The following is a 25,080-nucleotide window of genomic DNA, read 5'->3' on the forward strand; positions in this document are numbered from 1 at the left end:
TGGCGAAGACGGCAACGGCGCCGTCGAAGCCAAGGTCAAGGCCGAGGTCGCAGACCTCTGCGCCAAATTCCCGATCTATCCGAACCTGTAACTGGTCCACCCTCAAACACGGAACGGCGCCTTGAGGCGCCGTTTTTTTGCGTCAGATCCCTGAAAACGGTCTGGATCTCGCCCAGCGCAAATCCGATGTTTTGGGCAAGGTCCCGGGCCCCACGGTCGCCCAAGCCATTCTGGTCAAAACGTGCTTTTTCCGCCCCGATCAGCCTTTCGCGCTGGTCACACCGACTCCGTGCATTCGATGTTACCGCACACAGGGGTTTGCGCCATGTTCAGACCTTGGCGCGTTGTCCGGAATCCAAGCTCAGATCAAGCCGCGCCACCACAGAAAAACCAGCAACAGTGTCGTCAGTGCCAGCATGTTGAAGGCCAGCCCCCCCAGCAGGCCAAGGAACCACCCCCATCTGCGATCCGCAAGATTGATGGACCCCAGATGTTCCTGCACCACGTCGGACGCCTTGATCAGCCTGGGGTTATCCAGAACCAGCCTCAGTTTGGGATGAGACGCCATCGCCTCGGCCCGGGCCAGAATCAAGGCCTGCTTATAGACGCGCCGCGGCAGTCGGCGCCTGGCCTTGCGGATCGATGCCTCGAGAGTCTTGTCGCGCACTCCGAGCTTTGCGCGCAGCAACACAACCGTTTCGGCGATCCGGGTCTGAATGTCTGGGTCCTGCGGCATTGGTGGCCTCCTGCGGAGGCAATCTAGCGGCAGCGTCTATGACCTACAATGGGGCTGGTCGTTTCCGGCGGTGGCTTGTATCACGCGGTACATGCTGAACACCATCATACATGGCGAACCGACCGCCCGACCGCCCCTTGTCATTGCCCACGGCCTGTATGGATCGGCCCGAAACTGGGGCGTGATTGCCAGACGGCTATCAGACCAGCGGCAGGTTGTGGCCGTCGATATGCGTAACCATGCCTACAGCGCGTGGGACGCTTGTCATGACTATCCCCATCTGGCGCAGGATATCGCCGAGGTCATCGAACGGATCGGCGGGACGGCGGACGTACTTGGGCATTCAATGGGCGGCAAGGCAGCGATGACACTTGCGCTGCAACACGGCGCGCTGGTGAACAAACTGGTGGTCGCAGATATTGCGCCGGTGAAATACACGCACAGCCAAATTCAGTTCATCGAGGCCATGCGTGCCGTGGACTTCTCGCGCATTGCACGCCGCTCGGATGCCGAGCAACAATTGGCCGAGCAAGGCGTTGAAAAAGCATTGCAGAGCTTCTTCACCCAATCGCTGGACATCAAGGGAAAGCGTTGGTTGTTGAACCTGGACGTGTTGGCGGACCAGATGCCAAATATCATGGGCTTTCCCGAGTTGGACGCCCAGTGGTTAGGCGCCGCGCTGTTCCTGTCGGGGGGCGAGTCAGATTACGTCTTGCCGGAACATCGGGCCAAAATCCGCGCTCTGTTTCCCGGCGCGCGATTTGCCAAGATCCCCGGCGCCGGGCACTGGCTGCACGCCGAAAAACCGCGCGAGTTCGAAGCTGCCGTCAGGACCTTCCTGAACGCCTGATCAAGCGCCTTGATACAGCCGCCTGGCCACCATCCAGGATGCCGGAGCCGCGATTACGGCCCCAGCGGCCGCGGCGCCCACAATTGCGCTGACGGATACCATTCCAGCTGAAAGCACGGCAATAATGGCCGAACCGGACAGAGCAGTTGCAATCAGGGAATACAGCATAGCGGCAAGGCGAAACATGACCGGGTTTTCCTTTTGATGGCTTCCGGCCAAATATTTCACGATTCGAATGTGTTGCGCTTTGATTTGTGTCAGATGCAGACGGTTCCGAAACTAGGATTTGGCGATTTCACCGCCCCCATTCACCCAGTCCGTCAATCCACCAAGATTGTACACCCTCTGGTATCCCATATCCTTCAGGAGTTTTCCGGCCAAAGCCGCGCGCCCGCCTGATGCGCAGTACAACACGATGGGGCGATCCTTGCGCAGTGCAGGGTCATGTGATTGCAATGCATCGTCTGCTCGAAACTCCAGCATGCTCCGGGGTATATGATGCGCCCCAACGGCGCGGCCCGTGTGTTCCAGCTCATTCGCATCGCGTATGTCCAACAGCAGCGCCCCCTGTTCGGTCATCGCCTTTGCCTTGGCCGCATCGATACGCTCGACCACCGCGTTGGCCGCCTCCATCATCTCTTTCACCGTCACCGGCATGTGAGTTCTCCTTTACGTCACCGCGCAGAGGTTAACATGCGAATTTTGGAAGGTGTAGACATGGAAGGAAACGCGCGTGTTACTGCTCGCGAAACGCGCGCGACATGCTGTCTGATACCGGTTTGGCGATATAGGCCGCAAAGGTGCGCTCCTCGGTCTGGATCATGATTTCAGCGGGCATCCCCGGTGTCGGAACAAAGCCGCGCACGCGCTGCAACTCATCCGGGGTCAGTGAGACTCGTGCCAGATAGACTTCCTGCGGAACACCGGTCGAATCCTCAAGCAGCGCATCGGCCGAGATATAGAAGACCTCGCCATACAAAACAGGCGTCGTACGTTGGTTCAATGCGATCAGGCGGACTGTGGCGGTCTGCCCCGTGACGACACTGTCAATCTCGGTACGCGGAATCTGTGCCTCGATGATCAGGGGCGCATCTGCGGGCAGGATCTCGGCTATCGGTTCCCCGGTCTCAATCACACCGCCCGGCGTGTGATAATGCAATCGCACCACCGTTCCAGTTACCGGCGCACGCACCACGGCCCGGTCAAGAACGCTGCGCGCCTGTCGGGATTTTTCACGCACGCTTTCCAGATCAGCTTCGATCACGCCCAGTTCATCCAGTGCGGCCTCACGATAGGCGGACCGCGTACGCGCGATCTGTTCGTCATATTTCAGCAGCATCTGGTTGATTTCAGCGGCTTCCGCCTGCAACCGGGCCTGCTGACCTTCGGCTTCGGCCTGAACACGACGGATGGTGTTCAGCTCTCCTTTGCGGACAAGGCCCTTTTCGAACAGTTGGCTCTTGGCCTCGAACTCCTCCTGCAAGATCTCGGCGCGCCGTGCCATGCTGTCCAGCTGCGCCTCAAATCCGCTTGATCGGATTTTCAGTGCTTCCATGTTGCGCTCCAGCAGGGCTAAGTCATTCAGCAGCGTCTTGCGCGACACATCGAAGCTGAGCTTTTGCCCATCCAGAATGGCCATTACTTCAGGATCGTCGGATGCTTCGACAAGCGCCTGCGAAAACACGAGGCGGTCGCGCTCCCCGTACTCGGCCAGCAACCGCTCGGTCATGGCCTGAAGGCGCAGCTTGCGAATATGCAATTCACGTTCATTGGCCTGGGCCGAGGTCTGGTCCAGGGTCATCAGAACCTGACCTGCCTGAACCGCCTGACCTTCCACAACCTTGATGTCTTCGATGATGCCGCCTTCAAGATGTTGGACAATCTTGTTGCGGCCCGTGGCCACAAAGCTGCCTTGCGCGATGACCGCTGCGGCCAGCGGGGCACTGAAGGACCATACCCCGAAACCGCCGAAGCACACGACAAGCAAGACCACCCCGATCACTATCAACCTGTTGATCGAGCGCGGAACCTCGGCATACCAAACTTCTGGTTCATTGTCTGAGTTGTTCACAGGTACGAGGTCATTCATGGTCAGCCCCCCTGCTGGCCTTCAATTCCAGTCTGCTTGCGCGGCCCGTTGATCTGCTGAAGAACCTGATCACGTTGACCAAACAGGGCCACACGCCCGTCCGTCAGCAGCATGATCTTGTCGACAACATTCAACAACGTTGGCTTCTGCGTAATGACGACAACGGTGATCTTGCTTTGACGCGCCTGTTCGATCGCACATGCCAGCGCCTTGTCGCCCGCGACGTCGAGATTTGAATTCGGTTCATCCAGCACAACCATTCTGGGGTTGCCGAAGAACGCCCGCGCCAGTGCGATACGCTGCTTCTGACCACCGGACAAAGGCGAGCCATCAGCGGCCACCACGGTCTCATATCCCTGCGGCAGCGTTGCAATCATGTTGTGAACATCGGCCAGAACGGCGGCATCGTGGATCTGTTCGTCAGTGGCATCCGCCCGCATCCGGCCGATATTGTCCTTGATCGTGCCCGGGAACAGCTGAACATCCTGCGGCAGGTAGCCGATGCTTTCGCCAAACTGGCGCGGGTCCCAGTTTCGGATGTCCATCAGGTCAAGCCTTACGCTGCCCGATGTGGGCAGAATGGATCCCACCAGAGTTTTCCCAAGCGTGGTTTTCCCGGCACCGGAATTACCGATGATGGCCAAAGTTTCACCGGGAACCAGCGAGAACGTGATGCCGTTCAGAACCACGCGTTTGGTTCCGCCCGGTACATAGAGCAGGCGTTCGACATCCAGCCGACCTTCGGGGCGTGGCAGACGCAGTTTTTCGTATTGCAGGGCCGAGGTCGACAACAGCGCCTTGATCCGGCCGTAAGCTCCGCGAGTCAGCAGATAGCTGTTCCACCCTTCAATCGAACCTTCGATTGGCGCAAAGGCACGTCCGGCAATGATCGAGGCCGCAATCACCATACCGCCTGTGATCTCTCCTTGCAGCGCCAGAAACGCGCCCCAACCCAGAATTCCGATCTGCGTCAAAAGGCGAACGGCGCGCGAGATTGAAGCAAAGATCACGTTGCGGTCCTGCGCCCGCACCTGCCAGGTCAGCGATTGGGCAGTGTCCCGCCCCCAGATCCGCACGGCTTCGGGGATCATTGCCAAGGCGTTGATGATCTGGCTGTTGCGAGACATCGAATCCAGATGCAGGTTCGCCATGGACTGTGCCTTGTTGGCCTCGGCAAACGGCTTGGCAGTCATTTTCTGGTTGATCAGCGCAATCGTCATCAGGATCAGCGCAGTAACCACCACGATCATGCCCAGTTGCGGATGCACCAGGAAAATCATCAGGATGAACAGCGGCGCAAACGGCACGTCCAGAAATGAAAGCAGCGTGCCCGAGACCAGAAAACCGCGAAGCTGTTGCAGATCGCCCAATGTCTGATACTCGCGCCCGTTTCCGTGCAGCGACGCATGGGCCGCCGCGCTCAGAACCGGTGCGCCCAGCCGGGCCGCCACTTCGACCCCGGTCCGCATGAGCATGAACCGCCGCACCGCATCAAAAGCAGACTGGAAGATCACCGCCCCTGCCACGATGGCCGTCAGCATGATCAGCGTATCCAGCGACCGGCTGGTCAGAACACGGTCACTGATCTGGAACAGATAGATCGGGATCGCCAGGATCAGGATGTTCGTGGCGCAGGTCAGGACCAGAACAAACGCAAGATTGCGCCGGATCGCCCGCATCGAAACGCGCAGCGTGCGCTGGAAATCTTCGGGCGGGGTGCGTTTGTGGAAGGTTTGGGGTGGCCCGTTCCCATCACCGCCGCCGGAATTCGTTTGCAACAGTGGCTGGTTTGCCTTGGCCTCGATCGTGGTGCCTATGCCGTTCCCACCGGATGAGCGTGCAGAGGGGGTCTTGCGCGCAGTCGAGTCCCCGGCGGATGCCGGATCCGGGCCGTCGGCGTCGGCCACCCCATTGCCGCCACCCGCCGTTTCTTCATCTTGCGCGGGTTGCGGCTGCGCACGCTGATGGGGAGGATCAGCGCGCCGTCGTTCGCGTGAGTGTTTTTGGTCTTCGGATTGCTGTGGCGCTTCGGTTTCAACCGTCGAATCTGGATCTGACTCAGACACGCGCATCTCCTGCGTCAGGTGCAACCGGGCTTTGACCCGTTGTGTCGTTGGATCTGCCCCACCGTCTGCGCGCTGGCGCTTCGGGCCCAAACCGCCCTGCCTGTCCAGTGGACTGGATAAGAGTGGACGGCGCGACGAAAAAACAATCGACATATACAAACCTTCTGGTCACTCGGTAAAAACTTGGGGGGTCAGGCCAGCATGGATTGCAGGCCGTCATCTGGTGTCGTTGTGTCAGTGGATTGTGCGTCCAGTGCCAGGGCGGCATCCGGTTGCGGCACAGACATGTCCGCCATGATTGCGGCGATCGCCTCGTTGGTCATATCTGTGATTTCTTGGTTGTCTGGCACGTCAATCAGGCTGGCCTGATGAAGCAGCAGGTCAGAATAAGATCCGTCAGCGGCCATAACCGTCGAATCCACACCCATTTTGGTCAGATTGACAGAGTTCAACAGGGCGTTGCTGCCTGCGACGACATCGGTATCGGCGGCACTTGGACCGGACAGGTCAATTTGATCCTGATCCAGCATCATGGTGACCTGTTCAACAATGTTCACCTGCAACAAGTCTCCGTCGATCTTGAGCACGCGCAACTGTTCCATTCCTGCGAACAAGGGATCGTTGAGCAGCGCGTTCTCCAACGCATCCATATCCGTTTGATCAAGCGCCATGGCGTCGGACAGGTTCTGCTGCAGATCCTGATGTGTATCTGCGCCTATCGTTTTGACCGACGCGTCATTCATGATCACGTTTTCATCATCTCCGGCCATTGCGCCGGGCATACCGCCGTTGATGATATCGTCATCCATCAGGGCGTTGGTCTGGTACAACATGTCCACGGAAATCATATTCCCGTCGATCATGATCAGGTCGTAAAAGCTGCCCAGCTGCACGATGTCGGTGACATTGAACATTTCGTTGTCGCCCAGCGCGTACAAGGTCGATGCGGCCGAAATCTCGGTCTGTATGTTGTCTATATCCGTGGCGTCGATAGCTTGCTTGACGAAGTTGGCCACAACCAGATCACCGTGGACCCAATCCACAACGATGAACTCGGGCTGTCCGGTTGTTCCGGTGCCATTGTCCAGCCAGGGGGCCTCTCGGCCTTCGACTTCGATCTTCGAGGACTGAATCACATTGGTGCCGCTGCCCGTTCCCGGCGCCCCCACATCCCAATCTGACACAAGCGCGACCTGGCTGATGGCGGTCAGGCTGATCGCCTGCCCTCCGACGGCGATATAGGGGGCATCAACCCAACCTATAGATGCCGAGACAGCATTGATCGCAAGGTTCCCTCCGGTCACGACCAGGTGTCCGTCGTCAAAGTCTGGATCTTTCGACTGATCCCACTCGGCCGGAAGCATGGCCTCTGTCTCATCCTCTCCGGCTTCATCCGGCTGATGGAACGCAGGCAGGATGTCTGTCCATACCGGAGATTCGTCAACGTACTTGCCGTTTACGATCACCCCCAACGCATCATCGCCATGAAACTGATGTACCGTGACCCCGTCTATATTCGCGTTTGCCGGGGCCAACATCTGTTCGGCCAGCGCCTCGAGCATTTCGGTCGACTTGTAATCCGCGAGCGAAAGCGTAGGGGCCGCCATGGCATGAAGCGACAGCGCCATGTCCATCATCTCTTCGCCCTGGGCGATCAGCGCTTCGGTATCGCGAAAGTCCCCTTCTCCCACCGTGTCGTTGTCGCGCATGACCACCTTTTGCACGGTGAACGTCATTGCCGAACCCAGTGGCACCGTATCCGGTCGCAGAATAATCAGTTCCGGTGCAGAAGACGGGCCGGATACGCTGTCTGGCACAAATCGCGTGGATTCCGCGCTGTCACCGTTAAGGATGATGACCGACTCATGCACCGGCCCGACAGGAGCTTTTGGCAACGGAAGTTCCGGTTGAGAGGGAAGAAAATTGAATGGCAGGGCTTTGTATTCGCCCGCCGGGATATCCAGATCAGCTTTGATGTTGATCGAGGTAGGCTCGTCAAGCCCGTCTATTTCGGCTTTACGCCTCAGGGCGCTGAATTCCTCGTACTGATCCCTCAGGCGGGCTTGTTCTATCGTTAGCTCAAAAGTTCCAACAAAATGCGCTATCGTTTCCGTAATACCGTCAAGTGCCATGTCGGTTATCCTTTTTGCCCGCGGCGGCTCGTAATTTCCGCTTTGGGTTCAGTTGGGCCGGGGCCGCGTTTTGCGGCCCCGGCATTTTCGAAAGGTAGCAAGGCCCGAAAATGCGAGCCCCGCCTTTTGACTTAAACGTCCGTGTCGTCGCTGGCGTGGGACATGGTCATCGAACCACCCACCATGGTCGTATCGACCGTGTTGCCCAGGACGTTGGCGCCCATGATGATCGACTGGTTGAACGCAGACGTATCAACGACAGCTGCCGCCGATGCATAGGACTCGCCGGTCACGATGCCATCGCCACCATTGTTCGCGCCCCAGGCACCACCATTGCCGCCGGCACCACCGTCACCTGAATAGGCGCCGCCACCGTTACCACCGGTGATCATGCCACCCATGGTATCGCCTGACGTTGCAGTGCCCATCGAAGCTCCGCTGGTTCCGCCGTTCGCGGCGGATGCGCCACCGGCACCACCGTTGCCCGAGTCGGCCGCACCAGCTGCGTCGCCCGACCCAGTCGATGTGGCGTCATTGTCGGAACTGCCTTCGCCACCGTATCCGGCAATTGCTTCGGCCAAGCTGTCAGCCGCACCGTTTGTGTCGGCGTCTCCGAAGATGTCGGCAGCTCCGCCGTTGCCTGCGGTATTGGCCGCGTCGGCAGACCCGGCTCCGTTGCCGGTAGACGTCGATGTTGGCGTTGTGCTACCGCCCGCGCCGCCGTCGCCGTCGGCAGCCGATGTTCCGGTACCGGCCGCATCCGCTGCGCCATCTGCTGCGTTCGACCCGCCGTTACCGCCGCTGCCGTCGGTGTCCTGCGAGTTGCTGGCCGCGCCGTTCACGTCGCCGGGGCTCTGGTCGATATCCGGCCCGCTTGCCGACTGATCGCCAACACCCTGCGCATCGGAATCCGCATCAGCGGTCCCACCGGAGCCGTCGCCGCCCGAGCCGTCGCCACCTGAACCGTCGCCGGCCGTGCCGTCGCCACCGGTGCCGTCACCGCCGGTACCGTCGCCGCCTTCGCCTGCTTCGGCGTCAATCATGCCCAGCTCTTCCTGCAAAGCCATGATTGCAGCTTCGACCATCGCGCCGAATCCACCTTCGCCGTCGCCGCCGGTACCGTCGCCACCGGTGCCGTCACCGCCAGTGCCGTCACCGCCGGATCCGTCACCACCGGTTCCGGTTCCGCCAGAGCCGTCAGCCGAGCTGTCCGCGCCGCTGTCAGCAGAGCCGTCAGCAGTGTTGTCACCCGCAGTGGCGTCATTCGCATCGGTGTTGCTGTCGCTGGTGTTCGAAGCCGAACCATCTGCCGCAGCATTACCATCGCCACCATCCGCGCCGGACGCATCCGCAGCGTTGTCCGCCGTTCCGGTCCCGGTTCCTGTCGAGTCGGAATCGCTGTCGCCGCCGTTTGCGTTACCGGCTGCGTTCGAACCGGACAGACCCAGGCCCAGACCCAGACCAAACGAATCCGCGCTGCCGCCGGCTCCGCCGGTTCCGCTGCCATCGGCACTTGTGCTGCCATCATTGTCGGACGAAGCCGAACTATCCGCGGCACCGCCATCTCCACCGGCGCTGTCACCGTCGGATCCTGCGCCCGCCATACCAACACCATTGCTGGCATTGCTTGCGTCACCGGTCGATCCGCCCCGGCCGGCGCTGGAATCGGCATCTGCACTGCCGGTATCACCACCGTCAGCCCACGCGTGGCTGCCCAAGGTTGATGAATCGGCCGCTCCACCGTAACTGGTTCCACCGTCGCCCGATTTTCCACCGTTGGCATCCGAGCTGATACCTTCAGCCGCAGTTGCCGTGCCGCCATTGGCATCGCCGTTCTGGGTGAAGTCGGCGTTGTTGGATACGGTCGGTGAATCAAGCGTGTCGTCGTCGCTCAGGCTGGCGACCTGGCTGTTCACGGATGACATTGCCGTTCCGGCGTCGTCCATCGAGATATCCAGATTCATGTCATCGCCTGGATCATAGGTCAGATCGCGGCCAGCAGTGATCACGTCACCCACTGTCGCCGAGTCACCAAGATCCAGATCAACCTGATCATCGTCGCGCGGAATCCACTCACCGCCGCCGAAATCGATGTTGATTGAGTTGCTGTTGGAGTTGTCGTTGGTGTTGTCGCCGGCATTAAGCGTCTGGTCTTGATCCTGACCCTGGTCCTGATCCTGACCCTGGTCCTGATCCTGACCCTGGTCCTGACCTTGGTCTTGGCCCTGGCCCTGATCCTGGCCCTGCTCGTTGGCGTTTTCTACATTTTGGTCCTGCTGCTGTTGCTGCGCAGTCACATCGGCTTCGACAAGAGCCTCATCAACCTGAATTTCAACATCAACCGGAGCTTCCAGGTTTTCGACAACAATTTCGTCAACGGTCGTTACGTTTGTATTGTTTACATTACGTCTCATAACAAATTCCCATTTCTGGAACGCCTGACCGCCATTCATCTACAAAGCGGCAACGGGCGTGATTGAAACTAAAATACCCGCACAGCGTTCAAACACGCTGAATGCGGTCCACCGTCGTTTTCTTAAGGCCACCTCCTTTCCCGGCTAAGCCGAATACGCGACCGTTCACAATCGATGCTGAAATACGCAAGGAACGGGCGCGGCAGGGACAGACGCTTTCACAATTAAAGCCTGACCATGTTCGCAGTGACGCACGCTTGCGACTAGCTAACTGAAAGTTCTGGTGAGAATAACATATTGTTTTTATTGTTTATTTTGAGAATGCAGTGGAGCTTTAGCCGAACTGGATCAAAAAGTTCTAAATTAAGAAAGCAATAAAAAATAATGCAATTGTTTCCGCTGGTTACACAATGCCACACCGAAAAACCTAAACAATAGTTCTATATCTAAGGCACTTGAACTATACCGTCTGGTTGTAGAAAATCACGTTTTCAGCTACAATAAACCTCACGTAATTCTTTGATTAGTTAACTACTTTTTCACCGGCAATTCCATTTCGATAAAGCCATTTCCGGTTAACCCCGTTTTGTGAGGGAATATAATGAGTGAGTCTTTGAACAATGAAACCGGCAATCAGAGTTTTTATTCAGAAGATTTTTCGATTGTCTTCCTCGGGAAAGAACTATTCTATTCAAATCAAACTCTAAGAAGCGTTCAAACTGAATTTGGCGTCCGCGCTTTTCGCTTCGAAACACTCGAGGCAATGCACACACATGTTCCGGACAGCGGCAAGATCGTCGTTGTTGATCAGATGTTGATCGAGGACCTTTTGACGCGCGCCGATGCATACACCAAAAGTGCTGGTTCCGGCTGTCTTGCTTTCGCCTATCGCAAAGAGGAATCCGCCCGACACCTGTTCGAAGGCTGGAACCGCGCGCAGTTTGGAGATGTCGGCTTTTTACCGATGAACGTGGCACCGGACGCGTGGCGCGCCATCCTCAGACTGCTGATGCACGAGGAACTTTATCTTCCCAGCTTTCTGGCTGACTGTGTTTCACCCCACTGTCAGCGCGCGCCCGAGAGACCACGGCGACGGGAGGCCATTACTTCCAACGGCGCAGATCGGCACGTACAGTATTCCAAGCTGACACGCCGCGAAAAACAGGTTTTGCAACTGGTTTCAGAAGGCAAAAGCAACAAATTGATTGCGGCCAAGCTGGGCATCACGGAACACACGGTCAAGCTGCACATGCATAACGTTGTCGGAAAGATTGGCGTCAGCAACCGGACGGCGGCTGCTCATTTCTATTTCGAGGTTGCGCCTCATGAGGCGCAGCAGACCGCCCTTGACTGATCCGTTCGAAGCCCGGTTCGACCGCCTGATCCTTTTGGTCGGCAGGCTGAACTATATGTGGACAAACACCGAAAGCCTGCTGATCCATCTGATCGCCGGCCTAACCGGAACGTCCAAGGACGTGGCCGTAATCATCTTTCTGACTTTGAACACCACCCGCGCGCGAATAGATCTGGTTGAAAGACTTGCAAAAATGGAAGGGCGCCCTGCCCAGGTCCGAGATCCGATCCTCGAACATACGCAAAGGCTGGCCAAGCTTTCTGGCATCCGCAACAAGTACAACCATTGCATCTATTCCTTCGACCCTGAAAGCGGAAACCCGAAAACGATCCTTATGCGGATCGCTGACCGCAAAACCGACATAAAACTAGGCCGCGAAGATACCGTCGATGACAATGCCCTGCTCCAAATCGAAGCAGTCGTTGATCAGCTGTCAGCCGCGAACAGGGACATTTGGAAACTGATCCGACAATTGGGGTTTCCGGTTTAGGCTCGGTCGCACAGCAGAGTTGAGTGGGCCCCTCGCAGCACCCGCGCGTCCCCCACGGCGCCACCTGCCACGCACGCATAAGTCACCGAGATTTTTTGGTGCGGGCGGTGGGACTCGAACCCACACGGGCATACGCCCTTCAGATTTTAAGTCTGATATGTCTACCATTCCATCACGCCCGCACGGCGCAGCCCCTGGGGCCGTGCAATTTCCTTACAAGCACAGCGGGATGAGAACAATGCGCTTTGACGCAGATGGACCGGGATTTTTCGGTGGAAAGCTGTGTCTGCCATCGCCGTCGTTCTTCGGCTGGGTCCCTTCCCTGTTTCGAGGTCACGTGACAATCGCCTTTCCGACATCATCCCTTCCTCGGCAATCCATCTTCGCGCGGATTGCGCTGTGCGTTCACTTTGCGCATGACCTTTGTGTCGCGTCCATTTGCCACCGCTGAAAACCGTTCTTCGCCCAATCGCAAAGAAGACCTGGCCGGTTTTTCAGCGTCTTGGAATGATCCTTTGTTGGTGCTTCCATCGTTTACAAATAAAAATATTCATTTTAATGATTGCGTATGAGTGAAATTCCTTTGTCCCGACGCAGCTTCCTGTTCAATGCCACGTGTCTTGCGGCACTTGGAGCTCAAGCCAGAATCGTTCAGGCAGAGCTGCGGCTCGGTCCTTCAGCCCGAATTGCGACCGTGTCAGACGGATACCTGTCATTGCCACCTGATGTTGTTTTCGGAGCCATGCCCAAAGAGGCGGTCGAGCAATTCCTGACCCGCTATCAAGCGGACGCGACCAAGTACGAGCCAGAGTGCAACGTCACGCTTTATCGGGATGACGAAAACACCGTGCTGTTCGATGCTGGAGCGGGGCCGGACTTCATGCCCACATCGGGCAAACTTATGGAAACTTTTGAAGCAATTGGTTTGTCGCCCGAAAGTGTCACGCATGTGGTTTTCACCCACGCGCACCCGGATCATATCTGGGGTGTTCTGGATGATTTCGACGACCTGCTTTTCCCAAATGCGACGCACCTCATTGGACGCAAAGAATGGGATTACTGGTGGAACCCCTCAACGGTGGACACGATAGGTGAAGATCGCACCGCGTTCGCGGCCGGTGCCAAGCGGCGTTTGGAAGCAATTGAGGATCAGGTCGCGTTCTTCGAGGATGGGCAAGAGATACTTCCGGGCATTGCGGCACGGGCAAGCTTTGGGCACACGCCCGGTCACATGGCTTTTGAGCTTCGAAATGGGAATGAGGCCGTGATGGTCGTCGGCGACGCGCTGGGAAATCCGCACGTGGCCTTTGAACACCCCGATTGGCACAGTGGAACGGATCAGGATCCCCAGGTCGCCGCAGCTGCGCGTTACTCACTTCTGGATCAGGTTTCCGAAGAGGAAATGAGAATAATCGGCTTCCACCTGCCAAACGGTGGAATTGGCCGCGTCGAAAAGACCGGCTCGGCCTACAGGTTCATTGGAGAGGCGTCATGATACGATCATTCGTGATTGCGGTTGCTTTCGTCACACCGGCCTGGGCAAGCGAGGATATTGCAGACCAGTATCCGCAAAGCGTTCTGTATTCCAAGCCGGTCGAATTCATCCCTGGCGTCTATTCCGCCATTGGCGCAACCGCTCCGCCGACCTACGAAAACTCTGGTCACAACAACAACCTGAGCTTCATCGTAACACGTGAGGGCGTGGTCGTTGTCAACGGCGGAGCCGCCTATGTCCTTGCCCAAGCGCTTCACAAGGAAATTCAGGCGATTACGGATCAGCCGGTCACGCTTGTCTTCAACGAGAACGGTCAGGGGCACGCGATGCTTGGCAATGCCTACTGGTCGGAAATCGGGGTTCCTATCGTCGCCCATTCGGATGCAGCAGCTGAGTTCGCGGAATATGGCCCTCAGATTCTGGAGGGAATGAAACGATACAATCAGGACAAGGCAGAGGGCACGTTTCTGGCAGGCCCAACCGAGACATTCGATGATGAATACGTGATCGAGATGGGAGACTTCCGGATCGAGGCCAAATACCTCGGACCGGCCCACAGCCCCGGCGATATCTCGATCTGGTTGCCGAACCAACGCCTTGTCATCGCGGGTGACATGGCATTCCACGAGCGCATGCTGCCGATCTTTCAGGATACCTATACCGCGGATTGGCTGGAAACCTGGGACAACGAGTTCGAGGCTTTGAATGCCACATATGTCATACCCGGGCACGGTCATCCCACGAATATGGATCAGGTGCGCCGTTATACGCGCGATTACCTGGTGTATCTGCGAACCAGGATTCAAGAACATATGGATGCGGGCGGCGATCTGACTGAAGCCTATTATGTCGATCAGTCCCCCTATGCCCATCTGGACGCGTTCGAGGAACTGGCAACCAAGAACGCCGGGCGCGTTTTCGAACAGATGGAGTTCGAGTAAGTCAGGAATGCTGCAATACCGGCAGCCGCATCAAAAACCTGTGCGTTCCTATCGCCCCAACCCACATGAAGAAGACTGCAAGCCAGGCTGTCAATGACAGGGCGGACCCGCCTGAAAGTCCCGCGCCCACGGCGCAACCTCCGGCCAGCATCGCCCCGAATCCCATGAGGACAGCTCCGACGAGGTACCGTTCCATCGGAGTGTCCGAGCCAAAACGCTCGATCCTCCACTCGCTGGAAATGATGGCAGATCCTGCTGCCCCAATGGCCACGCCCGGCACAAGACCGATACCGAAAGACAGCACCACATTTCGCTCTGCAACCAACGCCATCAGCGTGTCTGTGGCCGGGCCGGTAAACGTCACCGAAGACACGGGGACGACCTCAAAAGATGCCTGCGCGATGGAAAACGTCATGAACCAGCCAAGCGCCACTGCCCCGCCAACTCCGGCGGCTGTCACGATCTTTGCAGGCGCGACTTTCCTGTGAAGGGCAAACACGATCGACAAGACAAATCCAATTGCGGCGACGGCCGAATAGACCGATGGGGGGAACCCCATTATTTCTGCAAGATCGCGCTCTGCACCTCCTGAGATGGTCCACAGACCGGAAATCGCTTCACGGGCCGGGCTGAGAACGCCTGTGTAGGCGGCCTGAGCCACCAAGGTCAAAATCAACCCTGTCACAAGTGCTCGTAGATTGCCGCACGAGGCCAATACCAGCAGGCGAGATGCGCATCCGCGCGCAAGAACCATGCCGATGCCAAACATCGCCCCACCAATAACCGCACCGCTAAGGCTGCCGGTGGACGCGATGGCGCGTGCCTCGGAAAGGTCCAGCAATTCAAGCGAGACAAGCGCCTGTACAAGCGTCAGTGCCGCGGTAAAGGCGATCAGCCAAACCGCCAAGCGGGGGCCAAACTTACCTTCGGCGACTTCCACCGTCGATGCGCGCAAACAAAAATGGGACTTCTGAGCCGTCACGCCGAACAGGATACCGACTAGCACTCCGGCAAACGCCAGGGTGCCCGGGTCTCCTAGCAAATCGATGAGCCTCTCCATGGACAGAAACTCTCACTTCGTTGCGTGTGTGTCTTTGTCTTTGGTCAATTCGTCAGCGTCATTGCGCAGCCATTGGCCTGCGTGCCAATTGGCATTGCGTCCATAACTCACCCAATGCAGATACCAGTCGGTCCACGTCTTCACAGGTGTGCACCGGCGACGGCGTAATCCGCAGACGTTCCGTTCCTTTGGGGACAGTTGGATAGTTGATGGGCTGGATGTAGATCCCATAATCACGCATCAGCACATCCGAAATGAATCGACACTTGACCGGATCGCCGACCATGACCGGAATGATATGGCTTGGGTTCGGTGTATGGGGAATACCCAGATCGTCCAGCCTGTCCCGGACTTCGCGCACGCGCTTTTTGTGCTGTTGCCGCTCTGCATTGCTTTGCTTCAGGTGCTTCACCGAAGCCGCAGCTCCTGCCGCCACGGCCGGAGGCAAAGCAGTGGTGAAAATAAACCCGCTAGCAAAGGACCTGACAAAGTCGACAAGCTCCTTCGACGCCGCGATGTACCCGCCGACCACGCCGAACGCCTTGCCCAAAGTCCCTTCAATCACGGTCAGGCGGTCCATCAGGCCCTCGCGCTCGGCGATGCCCCCGCCGCGCGGACCGTACAGCCCGACCGCGTGAACCTCATCCAGATAGGTCATCGCGCCATACCGGTCCGCCAGATCACAGATCTCGGCAATCGGTGCAATATCGCCGTCCATGGAATAGACGCTTTCAAACGCGATCAGCTTGGGCGCATTTGCAGGCAGGTCCGCAAGTTGCCTTTCAAGGTCTTCAAGATCGTTGTGCTTCCAGATCCGCTTTTGACAACGGCTGTGACGAATCCCCTCGATCATCGAGGCATGGTTCAATTCGTCGGACAGTACCGTGATTCCGGGGATGCCGGACGCCAAGGTTCCCAAGGCCGCCCAATTGGATACGTAGCCGGACGTGAACAGCAATGCTGCGTCCTTGCCGTGAAGGTCCGCAAGCTCCTGCTCCAGAAGCACATGTTCGTGCGTGGTCCCCGAGATATTCCGCGTCCCACCGGCACCTGCACCGCATCTGTCGATCGCCTCGTGCATGGCCGCAAGAACCTTGGGATGCTGTCCCATTCCAAGATAGTCGTTCGAGCACCAGACAGTGACTTGTTCGGGACCACCCCCTGCGTAACTGCGCGCCGTTGGAAACGCGCCGCATTGACGTTCGAGGTCTGCAAAAACCCGGTAGTTTCCTTCCTGTTTCAGTAGATCAAGTTGATCTCGAAAATACTGCCGGTAGTTCATTTCAATCCCCAACGGCCTCTTCAACGATTCCAGACAACAGGGTCTGGACCTTTTGCATTGGGCCGTCCGGATAGCTTCGGTATCCGACCTTCACCCCGTCATCGTCCTCGGCCACGAAAATCCCGTATGGGCAATAGCCGATATTCATCGGATCAGCTTCCATCACCTCACGCGAAATCTTTGCCGAGCAAAAAATAAAGATGTCCGCCGCCGCGAATATCTGTTTGTCGCTGCCGACATCATCGCCCGTTCGGTTCAACATTTCGCCAACGTGGCTCACATAGTCGATGACCAGCCCCTGCCCGACAATTGCGGACTCGACCGCAAAGGTGGCATCATCAAAACTTCCGTCAAAGGGGGTCGTGATGATATCCTCGGCAAGCCCTTGACTGGCAGAGACTGCAAAGAACGCGGCCGTGATGATTGAGTGTTTCATGATCTTGATCCTCCTCCTGAGCCGCAGTTTCTCAGATTGAGCTTCGGGGGCTTTGACCCGTGTCAAACCCCCCGAGAACTTCTATCCAAACATGTCCGAGGTGATACCGGCGTACCAACCCAGCGACTCTTCGTAAGTTGCTTTTCTCAGATCGGCATCTTCGCCGGTCTGGCTGATGAAGCCGTCCACCTTGGCGATTTTTTCCGGCGTCGCCTCGTAGGTTGCGCCAACCTTCACGCCATCATCCGTGTCGATCAGCGACCAGCATGTGTTGGAGAACTTGGCCGGGAACACCTTGGATCCGGTCAACGCGCCCCGCACGGCATTCGCGCACACTTTCGCCTGACTGTTGGCCGAGAAACCCGATTTCGGCATGTCACCCTGCTGGCTGGCATCGCCCAAAACATAGATGTCCGGATCCGCCTTGGAGGACATGTCCGCGGCGTTCACCGGCGCCCAGTTGCCTTCGGTCACTCCGGCCATTTCGGCAATGCGTCCGGCTTTCATCGCCGGGATCACGTTGCAGACGTCGACTGTGGTCTCTTCTCCGTCGATGGTCACCGTCATCGCGTCCGGGTTTACCGAGACATTGCCGCCACCGAAGTCTTCACCAATCCAGTCGACCATGCCTTCGTAATGGTTTGCCCAGCCTTCCTGGAACAATGCCATCTTCGAAAACTTCGGCTTCGGATCCGCCACGATGATTTTCGCAGTGGGATTGTTTGCTTTCAGAACATGCGCAACCATCGAGACCCGTTCATAGGGTCCGGGCGGGCAGCGGTACGGGTTTGGTGGTGCAACCATCGCAAAAGTACCGCCTTCGGGCATCGCCATGATCTGAGCTTTCAGAAGTTCTGTCTGCGAGCCGGCCTTGTACGCATGCGGCATCTTGTTTTGCGCCGAGACGTCCCAGCCTTCAACAGCCCCGTCGACAAAATCGATACCCGGGCTGAGGATCAGCTTGTCATACGGAACCGAGCCACCCCCGGCCAATGATACAGTCTTGGCATCGCGGTCAACACCGATGGCCCAATCGTGGACCACGTTTATCCCATAGTCGGCGGCAAGCGTGCCATAGCTGTGCGCGATATCCGACAGTTCCTGGAACCCTCCAAGATACAGGTTCGAGAAGAAGCAGGTGTAGTAGGTCCGCGACGGCTCGATCAGCGTCACGTCGATCTCACCTTTGCTGTCCTTTGCAATATAGCGGGCAGCCGTAGCGCCGCCTGCACCGCCGCCGACAACAACGACCCGAGGCCTGCCCTGAGCCAGAACCATCGGTGCAGATAATCCGGCTGCCGCCACCCCGGCGGCTCCTAGAAATGTACGTCTATTGAGTGTCATCGCGTTTCCTCCCCTTGGGCACAATCACTCTGGGTTATTGAAATATGCGGCCAAGGCCGCGATCTCGTCATTGCTCAGCCTTCCGGCGATCATTTGCATAACCGGGTGTGGCCGCTTTTTGTCCTTGTATGCGTGCATGGCGACGACAAAATCCTCGTCGGGCCAATACACGATCGACGGGATACCCTCGTCACTTCCCTCGATCTGATGGCACGTCGTGCATTCGCTGCTGAGATATGCGCCGTATTCGGGGTCTCCCTGAATCGCCAGGATCGCTGGATCGACGGAATGGTCCGTGCCTTTCGCGGTTGGGTCCGCTTCGGGAATATCCCGAGGGTTGTCTGAAAACCCCCGCAAATAGGCAATCACATTGGCCCGGTCTTCCGGGTCTTTCAGACCGCGAAAGCTCATCCTTGTGCCCGACGCAAATGCACGTGGATCTTCGATATAGGCTGACAGAGTGTCAGCGTGCCATTCCAAACCCGAATTTCCCGCGCGCACCAGGCTTTTGGAATAATTGAAACCGTCAAGGCCCGCGGCCTTGCGCCCAAAGACACCATTCAGATGCGGGCCGATTTTGTTTTCCGCTCCTTCGCCAACCTGATGGCAGCCCTTGCATTTGGCGAACACTGTTTTCCCGGCCTCGGCATCACCAAGGTCTTCGGTTGCGTAGGTCGATGTGGCGAAAGCCGCCAAGACCGCCGTGCACGCCAGTATGTCCGGCCACCGCATGATCAGCTTCCAAACGATTTGAGGTAGACAATCACGGCCTCAACGTCGTCTGGCTTCGTGAGCCCCGCAAAAGACATTCGCGTGCCCTTCATGTAATCCTTGGGTTTCGTCAGGAAGGCCGCCATTTCCTCATCCGTCCAAACAAGGCCGGCCTCGGATGCGGCTTTCATCGCCTTGGAGTATTTGAACCCCTCGACCGATCCTGCATTGGCCCCGACAATTCCGTTCAACGCCGGCCCGGTGCCGTGCTTTGCACCTTCACCCACCTGATGGCAGGCTTTGCACTTCTTGAAGACTTTCGCTCCGGCGGCAACCAGTTCCGTTGCTTCGTCGGTCTTTTCTGCCTCTTGAACGGCTGGCTCCGCGGCGGCTTTTTCCTCGGGCTTGGGTGCCGCTGCCGGAATGAACGACGGGCCGTCCGCAGTGAATGTCGGCAACCCCTCAACGGTGGCATCATTCATCACCGAGTTCGACCCACCTTCGGGCGGCGTCTCGACCAGAAAAACGGAACGCATTGTGACAGCGGCCTCTGCCTTGCAGTTTTCCATGCAAGGCTCTTTGCGCGATTCGGCGTACTCGGTCTCGGGTCGCGTATCGACGACAAAACCGTCTTTGTTGTACATCTCGAATTCGGCGAAGTTTTCGTTGCTCAGTTCGAAATCGTCATCCACCAAATCATTTGAATACAGGATGTAGGCAACAATCGCATAGGTCTCATCCGCGGTCAAAGTGCCCGCCTCGCCAAATGGCATGGAACGGGAAATGTAATCCCAGGCAGTAGACAAATGCGGCCAGTAGGACCCGACGGTCTTCACGGGATCTTCGTTTGCAAGCGTATCGAACCCACCGGCAAGAACGGGCCAGTTGTCCACACCTTCCGCGAACTCTCCGTGACAGGAGGCGCAGCGGTCGGCAAACACTTCTTCCCCGGTCCAAACGTCGCCCGATCCGACAGGCAAGCCCCGCCCGTCCGGCAAAACGTCAACGTCCCAGGCCGCGATCTCTTCCTCCAGCGCAGGCCGTCCGAGCCCATAGGTGCCCTCGCGGCTGGGCGCAGGTGCGGTCAGGTTCGCGCCATTCGCAACCCGTTCCGCTGCGGCGGCCTGAATTTCCTGGACTTTGAGCTCAAGCTGGGCTGCTCGTTCGGCTTCTGACTTCGCTTTTTCCTGTGCGGCTGCTGCGTGGGCCTCAACCTGACCAATCCGGGTTTCCAAAGTTTCGATCTTCAGTTGGCCGAAGTTTCGGTTGGCGAACACCAACGCCCCCGCAAGCAGTAACGCTGTGCCGCCGAATACGGGCAGGAAAACATGGCTAAGAGACTTCGACATTCTCGGCGATCCCTTCTGCGCTTACGTACCACGTCTGGATACAGTTGTTGTGATAGACCGAGTTCTCGCCGCGCTTTTCGCGCAGCAGGTCTTTGGTTGGCTGTACATAGCCGGTCTCATCCATTGCTCGGGCCTGTAGGAGCATGGGCGCCCCGTCCCAATTCGTGTCGAGATAGAAACGTGTCAAAGCCTTGGTGTCGCCCTGCTTGCCAAGGCGTGCCGTCTCCCACGTGATGCCGCCGTCCTTGGATACATCCACACGGGTAATCTGTCCGTGGCCTGACCATGCAAGCCCTGAAATCACCAGCGGCCCGGGCCCATGTTTGATCGGCATTTGCGGGCTGGGCGAGGTTATGACGGATTTCGCATCCATCACCCAAGTCCATTTCTGGGCCGTGCCATCAGCATAAACATCGGTGTACTTTGATGTTTCTTCGCGGCTTTCGACCGCCCTGTCGACGACCTCGATCCTGCGCAGCCATTTGACCCACATGTTGCCTTCCCAGCCTGGCACGACCAGGCGCACAGGATAGCCATGTTCCATCCGCAGGGCCTCGCCATTTGCTTTGAAGGCCACCAACACATCATCCAGCGCTTTTTCCATCGGAATGGAGCGGCCATTGGACGACGCGTCCGCGCCCTCGACATAGACCCATTTGTCGGGCGAGATATCGGCGCCGGCCTCTTGCAACAGCGTGCGCAGCGGAACACCGGTGTATTCCATGTTGTGGATCATACCATGGGTGAATTGCACGCCGTTGAGCTGCGCACCCGCCCACTCCATCCCGGTGTTCGCTGCGCATTCGCAGAAATACACGTGGTTTTCGCGCGGGAAACGTTCGATGTCGTCATACGTAAAGACAAGCGGGCGATCGACCAGACCGTTTATCATCAGCCGATAGTCTTCCTTGCGCAGCTCGATTGCGCCCGAGTGGTGCCGTTCAAAGGCGCAGCCCTGGGGTGTGATTGTACCATCAAGCTCGTGGATCGGCGTGAAGTTGATCGACGAAATCGGAGAGGCGGTCAGCCACTCCACATTGCGGCGCACGACATGGGATTCATAGCTGATCGGCATGCCATAGGGTGTCTCGTCAACGCCTGCACCCGTGTACGATGCCCAATCCTGAAGCTCTGTTATCAGGGGGTCGGGCGTTTCTGCCACTGCCGCACCTGCAACTGACCCCGCGGCGACCGCAGCACTGCCTTTCAGGAAGGCCCGGCGGGACGGTTTGAACGCGTCATCCATATCTCTTAGGTCTCCATCTGTTTCTTAGACGCCGACGACATCGACGCTGGTGTTCTCTTGCACCGTTACGGTTCCAAGGTTGCGAATGTGGTTTTCGACGACATCCCAGATCGGCGGGCCCTCGGTGCCTTCGTTGACGCTGGCCCAGCCGGCCACGACATAGGTTTTCGACGGATCAATCGCTTCACCCGTCTTCAGCAGGGTCATCTCGCTGATCCGCTGCCCTTGCGGCTTGGTCACATCGATGCGGTAACCCAGCCCACCGACACGGACCATATCCCCGCCCTGCTGGTAGTAGGGATCGGGATTGAACAGGTTGTCGCCAACATCCTCAAGGATCACATGGATGAATTCACCCGTCATTTCCGTGCGATAGGCATTCGGATACGACATCGAAGTGACGTTCCAGATGTCCTCGCGCGTGATCTCCTGCCCCGGCAGGATCGACGGCCCCCAACGAACACCGGGGGACATGGCAATGTCTGCCTCCCGCTCCTTAAGCAGGGCATCACAGATCAGGTCATCCCAGGTTCCGTTGAAATTGCCGCGACGATAGAGCAACGAGTCCGTTTTGCCGATCACTTCACTGAGCGTCGCCTCATAGGGCGCGCGCTGCTCATCTATCAGGGCGGTGATCGCAGGATCCGGAGCGATAACATCAGAGAAGATCGGGATCAGCTTGTGCTTCAACCCCATCAACTGCCCATCCCGCACGTCCAGATCCACGCGGCTGACGAACTTGCCGTTCGAGCCGGACGCGATGATATGCGTTTTGCCCACCAGAACGGGCTCGGGCAGCGCATCATGGGTGTGGCCACTGAGGATCACGTCGACCCCCTCCACCCGGCCTGCCATTTTCTTGTCCACGTCAACGCCGTTATGGCTGAGGACGACGACGACATCGGCACCGGCATCGCGAACCTCGTCCACCACGGCCTGCATGTTTTCGTCCCGAATGCCGAAAGAGTATTCAGGGAACATCCAACCCGGGTTCGCGATTGGCATGTAAGGGAACGCCTGTCCGATCACGGCAACCTTTGCACCTCCCCGGTCAAAGAACTTGTAGGGCTTGAACAGTTCCGCAGGTTCATCCCATTCGGCATCAAAGATGTTCTGACCCAAGGCGGCAAAGGGCAGCCCTTCGACGATTTCGTTGACTCTGTCGCTGCCCAGCGTGAACTCCCAATGAAAGGTCATTGCATCAGGTTTCAGCGCGTTCATGACATTGACCATGTCCTGACCAGCCGTCTGGTAACAGGTGTAAGACCCGTGCCAGGTATCGCCGCCATCTAAAAGCAGGGCATCGGGCCGGTCCGCACGGATGGCATTGATCACCGTCGAAACCCGGTCCAAACCACCAACCCGACCGTAGGTCTTTGCCAAGGCTGAAAAGTCGTCGTAGGTCAGCGCATAGGCCGACGAGCTGCCATCTTCGATCCCGTAGGCCTTGCGGAACGCGGCCCCCGTGACATGCGGCATCTGCCCCTTTGCCTCACCGATACCCAGGTTTATCTCGGGTTCACGGAAGAATATCGGTTTGAGTTGTGCGTGAATGTCGGTGACATGGATCAGGCTGATATTGCCAAAGGTCTCAAACTCCAGCAGCTGATCCTGCGTCAGACTTTGCTGTGCGGAAAGCCTGGCCCAATTGCCAAACCCGGATGCCCCGTACAGAGCCGATGCCGCCATTGAAACCTGCAAGAAGTCACGTCGAGAAATCATCTTTCGGCTTTCCTGTTTCACATATAAATGTGTGAATGTTAAACTAACGGAAAAACCCGCGCTGGACACTTCCTACGCGGGCCTGTTGTTACTGGCGTACGGCCGGAGTTTCGACTGAAAGCCCGTTGCCACGCGAGGCAACATAAAGCTCCAGCGCACGAAATTCGTCTGAACCTTCGGCAAAGGTTTCCGCCCGCGTATCACGAATACAACCGCGGAAACGATTGTGTCGCGAAATCAGCTTGGCCTGTTTCAAACGATACGTCGGGAACCCATTGATCATTCCCTGGCTCAGGTGATCTGCCCGGATCATATTGCCCCAATTGTCTTCATGACAGTTGGCACAGCTCAGCTCTAACTGGCCATAGCGCGTATAGTACATTTCCTTGCCCTGTTCCCAATACGGGGCGGCGTCACCGTCAATGGCAACGTTCATGGGCATCCCGCGTGACTGTAGGCCGATCAAAGCGACCATGCCCTGCATATCGCCGCCGGACCATTTCCAGGCATCGGCCTCCATGTGCTCGGTCCGGCACGCGTTGATCAGATCTTCCATGACCACCAGCTTGCCGGTTTCGGCATCAACCTTCGGCATGGAAGCCTGCAATCCCTTGAAGCTTTCCACCCCGTCGTGGCAAGAGGCACAGCTTTTGCCGGCAGCCCCATCGACTGTCTCAAAAAGGTCGGCAGCCTGGTCGACGAAGATCATCGCCGGATTGTCGAAATCATCAATCTGAAGGGCCTGGGTTTCATCCGTACGGAAATGCCAACCGGAATAGATCGTGTCCAGGTTTTCCAGATGCGCCGGCGCTTCGGTGACCGAGGTCATGTCCAGCTCGTCATTGATCACAAGATTGTCTTCGTCAGGTCCGGCCAATGCTGCCACTGGGAAAACCAGAACTGACGCGATCGCCGTTAATGCCTTTGTATTCATTACGTTCCTCCCTTGGTGGACCAGCGCCAAACGTCATGTCCGGCGCTGATCTGCCTTATTGGTCGAGCCGTCAGGCGATCTCGATCGATTTCTTCTCGTCGTAGACAGAGCCGTCGTCATCGTACCAGGTGAACACGAACTCACCTGCCTCGGGCACGGTTGCCTCAAACTGGAAATACGGGTTGGTTGAGATTGCCGGCTCCATCGTCACATCGACCACCATTTCGCCGTTAAACTCACAGGTGAAACGGTTGATGATCGATCGAGGTATGACGTTGCCTTCTTTGTCCTTGCGCTGACCGCTTTCCATCTTGTGGCTGATCAATGTCTTGATCGTGACGGTTTCGCCAACTGCGGCTTTCTTCGGAACCTTGACGCGGGGTTTCACACCGGATGCCATTGGTTAGTCTCCTGTTCTTCGAGGCGCGC

Annotated in this window: 22 protein-coding genes and 1 tRNA gene; 5 read left to right on the forward strand and 18 right to left on the reverse strand. The window is 57.6% G+C overall.

Features of this window, described 5'->3' with window-relative positions:
* Positions 1 to 361 precede the first annotated feature (361 nt).
* Positions 362 to 736, reverse strand: coding sequence for a hypothetical protein (locus tag ACR0LI_RS11910; RefSeq protein WP_209547087.1), 375 nt, complete (start codon positions 734 to 736; stop codon positions 362 to 364).
* 91 nt (positions 737 to 827) lie between these two features.
* Between ACR0LI_RS11910 and ACR0LI_RS11915 the strand changes: the two genes are divergently transcribed.
* Positions 828 to 1,586, forward strand: coding sequence for an alpha/beta fold hydrolase (locus ACR0LI_RS11915; protein WP_171724360.1), 759 nt, complete (start codon positions 828 to 830; stop codon positions 1,584 to 1,586).
* Here ACR0LI_RS11915 and ACR0LI_RS11920 read toward each other — a convergent pair whose 3' ends face one another.
* The 6 genes from ACR0LI_RS11920 to ACR0LI_RS11945 form a co-directional block, all read right to left on the reverse strand.
* The gene (locus ACR0LI_RS11920) at positions 1,587 to 1,772 is read right to left on the reverse strand and encodes a hypothetical protein (protein ID WP_480718569.1); all 186 of its coding nucleotides are present in this window, start codon (positions 1,770 to 1,772) and stop codon (positions 1,587 to 1,589) included.
* A 93-nt stretch (positions 1,773 to 1,865) separates the two neighbouring features.
* Positions 1,866 to 2,243 (reverse strand): rhodanese-like domain-containing protein, encoded by a 378-nt coding sequence (locus ACR0LI_RS11925; protein WP_209835025.1) that lies wholly within the window; start codon positions 2,241 to 2,243, stop codon positions 1,866 to 1,868.
* 79 nt (positions 2,244 to 2,322) lie between these two features.
* Positions 2,323 to 3,675 (reverse strand): HlyD family type I secretion periplasmic adaptor subunit, encoded by a 1,353-nt coding sequence (locus ACR0LI_RS11930; RefSeq protein WP_480620887.1) that lies wholly within the window; start codon positions 3,673 to 3,675, stop codon positions 2,323 to 2,325.
* A gap of 2 nt (positions 3,676 to 3,677) precedes the next feature.
* Positions 3,678 to 5,741, reverse strand: coding sequence for a type I secretion system permease/ATPase (locus tag ACR0LI_RS11935; RefSeq protein ID WP_480487012.1), 2,064 nt, complete (start codon positions 5,739 to 5,741; stop codon positions 3,678 to 3,680).
* A 191-nt stretch (positions 5,742 to 5,932) separates the two neighbouring features.
* Positions 5,933 to 7,873 (reverse strand): type I secretion protein, encoded by a 1,941-nt coding sequence (locus tag ACR0LI_RS11940; RefSeq protein ID WP_480718570.1) that lies wholly within the window; start codon positions 7,871 to 7,873, stop codon positions 5,933 to 5,935.
* A 131-nt stretch (positions 7,874 to 8,004) separates the two neighbouring features.
* Positions 8,005 to 10,287 carry a hypothetical protein gene (locus ACR0LI_RS11945; protein WP_209835021.1) on the reverse strand — a complete coding sequence of 761 codons (2,283 nt, stop codon included), beginning with the start codon at positions 10,285 to 10,287 and terminating at the stop codon, positions 8,005 to 8,007.
* 763 nt (positions 10,288 to 11,050) lie between these two features.
* Between ACR0LI_RS11945 and ACR0LI_RS11950 the strand changes: the two genes are divergently transcribed.
* Entirely contained in the window at positions 11,051 to 11,641 is a 591-nt protein-coding gene (locus ACR0LI_RS11950; protein ID WP_480620881.1) for a helix-turn-helix transcriptional regulator, read from the forward strand.
* Positions 11,634 to 12,131 (forward strand): hypothetical protein, encoded by a 498-nt coding sequence (locus ACR0LI_RS11955; protein WP_245218139.1) that lies wholly within the window; start codon positions 11,634 to 11,636, stop codon positions 12,129 to 12,131. The genes ACR0LI_RS11950 and ACR0LI_RS11955 overlap by 8 nt, the downstream gene beginning before the upstream one ends.
* Before the next feature lie 96 nt (positions 12,132 to 12,227).
* Here ACR0LI_RS11955 and ACR0LI_RS11960 read toward each other — a convergent pair.
* Positions 12,228 to 12,313 (reverse strand) — tRNA-Leu (locus tag ACR0LI_RS11960).
* A gap of 386 nt (positions 12,314 to 12,699) precedes the next feature.
* Between ACR0LI_RS11960 and ACR0LI_RS11965 the strand changes: the two genes are divergently transcribed.
* Together ACR0LI_RS11965 and ACR0LI_RS11970 are read left to right on the forward strand one after the other, a co-directional pair.
* On the forward strand, positions 12,700 to 13,626 hold the full coding sequence (locus ACR0LI_RS11965) for an MBL fold metallo-hydrolase (RefSeq protein WP_480718571.1): 927 nt from the start codon (positions 12,700 to 12,702) through the stop codon (positions 13,624 to 13,626).
* On the forward strand, positions 13,623 to 14,567 hold the full coding sequence (locus ACR0LI_RS11970; protein WP_480718572.1) for an MBL fold metallo-hydrolase: 945 nt from the start codon (positions 13,623 to 13,625) through the stop codon (positions 14,565 to 14,567). The genes ACR0LI_RS11965 and ACR0LI_RS11970 overlap by 4 nt, the downstream gene beginning before the upstream one ends.
* A gap of 1 nt (position 14,568) precedes the next feature.
* On the opposite strand, the gene ACR0LI_RS11975 is transcribed toward ACR0LI_RS11970, so the two are convergent.
* The 10 genes from ACR0LI_RS11975 to soxZ all read right to left on the reverse strand — a co-directional run bounded on the left by ACR0LI_RS11975 (position 14,569) and on the right by soxZ (position 25,051).
* The gene (locus ACR0LI_RS11975; RefSeq protein ID WP_171724368.1) at positions 14,569 to 15,627 is read right to left on the reverse strand and encodes a YeeE/YedE family protein; all 1,059 of its coding nucleotides are present in this window, start codon (positions 15,625 to 15,627) and stop codon (positions 14,569 to 14,571) included.
* A gap of 58 nt (positions 15,628 to 15,685) precedes the next feature.
* On the reverse strand, positions 15,686 to 16,909 hold the full coding sequence (gene hemA, locus ACR0LI_RS11980; RefSeq protein ID WP_480718573.1) for a 5-aminolevulinate synthase: 1,224 nt from the start codon (positions 16,907 to 16,909) through the stop codon (positions 15,686 to 15,688).
* A 1-nt stretch (position 16,910) separates the two neighbouring features.
* The gene (locus ACR0LI_RS11985) at positions 16,911 to 17,345 is read right to left on the reverse strand and encodes a DUF302 domain-containing protein (RefSeq protein ID WP_480491590.1); all 435 of its coding nucleotides are present in this window, start codon (positions 17,343 to 17,345) and stop codon (positions 16,911 to 16,913) included.
* Positions 17,346 to 17,426: 81 nt separating this feature from the next.
* A complete protein-coding gene (locus tag ACR0LI_RS11990; RefSeq protein WP_171638135.1) occupies positions 17,427 to 18,689 on the reverse strand; it encodes an NAD(P)/FAD-dependent oxidoreductase in 1,263 nt (420 codons plus the stop codon).
* Between the two features lie 24 nt (positions 18,690 to 18,713).
* On the reverse strand, positions 18,714 to 19,421 hold the full coding sequence (locus tag ACR0LI_RS11995) for a c-type cytochrome (protein WP_171724371.1): 708 nt from the start codon (positions 19,419 to 19,421) through the stop codon (positions 18,714 to 18,716).
* A 2-nt stretch (positions 19,422 to 19,423) separates the two neighbouring features.
* Positions 19,424 to 20,749: a c-type cytochrome gene (locus tag ACR0LI_RS12000; RefSeq protein WP_480718574.1), complete on the reverse strand. Its 1,326-nt coding sequence runs from the start codon at positions 20,747 to 20,749 to the stop codon at positions 19,424 to 19,426.
* The gene (soxC, locus tag ACR0LI_RS12005; RefSeq protein ID WP_480718575.1) at positions 20,733 to 21,995 is read right to left on the reverse strand and encodes a sulfite dehydrogenase; all 1,263 of its coding nucleotides are present in this window, start codon (positions 21,993 to 21,995) and stop codon (positions 20,733 to 20,735) included. Before soxC ends, ACR0LI_RS12000 begins: the two co-directional genes overlap by 17 nt.
* Positions 21,996 to 22,019: 24 nt before the next feature.
* On the reverse strand, positions 22,020 to 23,717 hold the full coding sequence (soxB, locus tag ACR0LI_RS12010; protein ID WP_480718576.1) for a thiosulfohydrolase SoxB: 1,698 nt from the start codon (positions 23,715 to 23,717) through the stop codon (positions 22,020 to 22,022).
* A gap of 88 nt (positions 23,718 to 23,805) precedes the next feature.
* Positions 23,806 to 24,651: a sulfur oxidation c-type cytochrome SoxA gene (gene soxA / locus ACR0LI_RS12015; RefSeq protein WP_480491586.1), complete on the reverse strand. Its 846-nt coding sequence runs from the start codon at positions 24,649 to 24,651 to the stop codon at positions 23,806 to 23,808.
* Between the two features lie 70 nt (positions 24,652 to 24,721).
* Entirely contained in the window at positions 24,722 to 25,051 is a 330-nt protein-coding gene (soxZ, locus tag ACR0LI_RS12020) for a thiosulfate oxidation carrier complex protein SoxZ (protein WP_171724376.1), read from the reverse strand.
* Positions 25,052 to 25,080: the final 29 nt, after the last annotated feature.

This window comes from Ruegeria sp. CL7, assembly GCF_056536445.1.

Bases quoted from the DNA above. Each gene is read 5' to 3' on its own strand.
- ACR0LI_RS11910 (WP_209547087.1), bottom strand. From the start codon at position 736: ATGCCGCAGGACCCAGACATTCAGACCCGGATCGCCGAAACGGTTGTG.
- ACR0LI_RS11915 (WP_171724360.1), top strand. From the start codon at position 828: ATGCTGAACACCATCATACATGGCGAACCGACCGCCCGACCGCCCCTT.
- ACR0LI_RS11920 (WP_480718569.1), bottom strand. From the start codon at position 1,772: ATGTTTCGCCTTGCCGCTATGCTGTATTCCCTGATTGCAACTGCTCTG.
- ACR0LI_RS11925 (WP_209835025.1), bottom strand. From the start codon at position 2,243: ATGCCGGTGACGGTGAAAGAGATGATGGAGGCGGCCAACGCGGTGGTC.
- ACR0LI_RS11930 (WP_480620887.1), bottom strand. From the start codon at position 3,675: ATGAATGACCTCGTACCTGTGAACAACTCAGACAATGAACCAGAAGTT.
- ACR0LI_RS11940 (WP_480718570.1), bottom strand. From the start codon at position 7,873: ATGGCACTTGACGGTATTACGGAAACGATAGCGCATTTTGTTGGAACT.
- ACR0LI_RS11945 (WP_209835021.1), bottom strand. From the start codon at position 10,287: ATGAGACGTAATGTAAACAATACAAACGTAACGACCGTTGACGAAATT.
- ACR0LI_RS11950 (WP_480620881.1), top strand. From the start codon at position 11,051: ATGCACACACATGTTCCGGACAGCGGCAAGATCGTCGTTGTTGATCAG.
- ACR0LI_RS11965 (WP_480718571.1), top strand. From the start codon at position 12,700: ATGAGTGAAATTCCTTTGTCCCGACGCAGCTTCCTGTTCAATGCCACG.
- ACR0LI_RS11970 (WP_480718572.1), top strand. From the start codon at position 13,623: ATGATACGATCATTCGTGATTGCGGTTGCTTTCGTCACACCGGCCTGG.
- ACR0LI_RS11975 (WP_171724368.1), bottom strand. From the start codon at position 15,627: ATGGAGAGGCTCATCGATTTGCTAGGAGACCCGGGCACCCTGGCGTTT.
- hemA (WP_480718573.1), bottom strand. From the start codon at position 16,909: ATGAACTACCGGCAGTATTTTCGAGATCAACTTGATCTACTGAAACAG.
- ACR0LI_RS11985 (WP_480491590.1), bottom strand. From the start codon at position 17,345: ATGAAACACTCAATCATCACGGCCGCGTTCTTTGCAGTCTCTGCCAGT.
- ACR0LI_RS11990 (WP_171638135.1), bottom strand. From the start codon at position 18,689: ATGACACTCAATAGACGTACATTTCTAGGAGCCGCCGGGGTGGCGGCA.
- ACR0LI_RS11995 (WP_171724371.1), bottom strand. From the start codon at position 19,421: ATGCGGTGGCCGGACATACTGGCGTGCACGGCGGTCTTGGCGGCTTTC.
- ACR0LI_RS12000 (WP_480718574.1), bottom strand. From the start codon at position 20,749: ATGTCGAAGTCTCTTAGCCATGTTTTCCTGCCCGTATTCGGCGGCACA.
- soxC (WP_480718575.1), bottom strand. From the start codon at position 21,995: ATGGATGACGCGTTCAAACCGTCCCGCCGGGCCTTCCTGAAAGGCAGT.
- soxB (WP_480718576.1), bottom strand. From the start codon at position 23,717: ATGATTTCTCGACGTGACTTCTTGCAGGTTTCAATGGCGGCATCGGCT.
- soxA (WP_480491586.1), bottom strand. From the start codon at position 24,651: ATGAATACAAAGGCATTAACGGCGATCGCGTCAGTTCTGGTTTTCCCA.
- soxZ (WP_171724376.1), bottom strand. From the start codon at position 25,051: ATGGCATCCGGTGTGAAACCCCGCGTCAAGGTTCCGAAGAAAGCCGCA.